The sequence below is a fragment of the Clostridium sp. genome, from assembly GCF_040797585.1.
GTDB lineage: Bacteria > Bacillota > Clostridia > Clostridiales > Clostridiaceae > Clostridium_Z.
The window spans coordinates 1-2,133 of sequence record NZ_JBFNEO010000307.1 but is presented as its reverse complement, the minus strand read 5'-3'; the positions used below and the strand labels follow the sequence as shown (position 1 = coordinate 2,133).

The window sequence follows — 2,133 nt, the reverse complement described above, 5'->3', positions numbered from 1 at the left end:
TAGTATAGTAAATATCTTAACTAAGGCAAAATTAATAAGATTTTATAGAAACATTTGTCTTTTTATGATATATTTATTTAAGAATAAATTAAGGCGAGAAAAGGGATGATGAAGATGTCAATAGAATTTACCTCATCAAATTTCATAAAAAACATTGTAACTTCCGACATAGAAAGTGGAAAGCATAAAGAAATTATAACTCGTTTTCCTCCAGAGCCTAATGGTTATTTGCATATAGGGCATGCAAAATCTATAGTTTTAAACTTTGAGCTTGCAGATGAATTTAAGGGAAATACAAATTTAAGATTTGATGATACAAACCCAACTAAAGAAGATACTGAATATGTAGAATCTATAAAAGAAGATGTTCAGTGGCTTGGATTTAATTGGGATAACTTATACTTTGCTTCTGATTATTTTGAAGAAATGTATAATAGAGCTATACTTCTTATAAAAAAAGGAAAAGCTTATGTATGTGATTTAACTCCAGAAGAAATAAGAACCTATAGAGGAACCTTGAAGGAACCAGGTACTGATAGTCCTTATAGAAATAGAAGTGTAGAAGAGAATCTTCAGTTATTTGAAAAAATGAAAAATGGAGATTTTAAGGATGGAGAAAAGGTATTAAGAGCTAAGATAGATATGTCATCAGCTAATATTAATATGAGAGATCCTATAATATATAGAATATCTCATGCAGAGCATCATAATACAGGAACAAATTGGTGCATATATCCAATGTATGATTTTGCTCACCCTCTTGAGGATGCTATAGAAGGTATAACTCACTCTATATGTACCCTTGAATTTGAAGATCATAGACCATTATATGATTGGGTAGTAAGAGAATGTGAAATGGAGAGTACTCCTCAGCAAATTGAATTTGCTAGATTAAATATAACCAATACTGTAATGAGTAAGAGAAAGCTTAAGCTTCTTGTAGATGAGAATATAGTTGATGGATGGGATGATCCAAGGATGCCTACCATTGCTGGACTTAGAAGAAGAGGCTATACTCCTGAATCAATAAGGAATTTCTGTAGAGCTATAGGAGTGGCAAGGGCTAATTCAGTGGTTGATGCAGCTATGCTTGAGCACTTTATAAGAGAAGATCTTAATACAAAAGCTCCAAGAGCTATGGCAGTTTTAAAACCATTAAAGCTTGTTATAACCAACTATCCAGAAGGAAAAGTTGAAATGCTTGAGATAGAGAATAATCCAGATGATGAAAACGCAGGTAAGAGATTAGTTCCGTTCTCTAGAGAACTATATATTGAGCAAGAAGACTTTATGGAAAATCCCCCTAAGAAATACTTTAGGTTATTCCCTGGAAATGAGGTAAGACTTAAGGGTGCTTATTTCGTAAAGTGTAATGATATAATAAAGGATGAGAATGGAAATGTTACTGAAATTCATTGTACCTATGATCCAGAAACTAAGAGTGGAACTGGTTTTACTGGAAGAAAGGTTAAAGGAACCATTCACTGGGTAGATGCAACAGACTCTATTCCTGCTGAATTTAGACTTTATGAGCCATTAATTCTTGATAATGATAGTGAAGAAGATAAGCATTTCTTAGAACAAATCAATCAGAGTTCTATGGAAGTGTTAAAGGGATTTGTTGAAACTAACATGAAGAATGTTAATGTTCAAGACAAGTATCAATTATTTAGACATGGATATTTTAATGTGGATCCTAAAGATAGTAAACAAAATAACTTAGTGCTTAATAGAATAGTATCATTAAAGAGTTCTTTTAAGCTAGATAAAAAATAGGGACCGATTTTCGGTCCTTTTATAATACATAGAGATTTAAAGTAGTAAATCATAAAGGCACTTAAAATAGTGCTTGTATTTTATACTATTTATAATATAATATACATTATAAAAAATATTATTAAATATTCGTATATATCTGATAATATGGTTCAGAAGTTTCTACCAGGAGGCCGCAAACTCCCTGACTACGAGTATATAATTTATCACTAAAGATATAAAGGTTTCTATAAATTTATAGGATATTAAAATAACTCCATAGGTTTACAGTAACTAATTTATGAGTAAGTATTTAATAGTATATACTATTAAATACTAGATGGATTATATATTTTAAGTAGGGTGTATCATTAGGAG

The 2,133-nt window shown here is 30.7% G+C and carries 1 protein-coding gene and 1 riboswitch; the gene reads left to right on the top strand.

All coding sequences use genetic code 11. The features are described from left to right. Positions 1 to 114: 114 nt before the first annotated feature. Positions 115 to 1,776 carry a glutamine--tRNA ligase/YqeY domain fusion protein gene (locus tag AB2369_RS13065; protein ID WP_367666907.1) on the top strand — a complete coding sequence of 554 codons (1,662 nt, stop codon included), beginning with the start codon at positions 115 to 117 and terminating at the stop codon, positions 1,774 to 1,776. A gap of 109 nt (positions 1,777 to 1,885) precedes the next feature. Beyond that, positions 1,886 to 1,987, top strand: a riboswitch (purine riboswitch). Positions 1,988 to 2,133 lie beyond the last annotated feature (146 nt).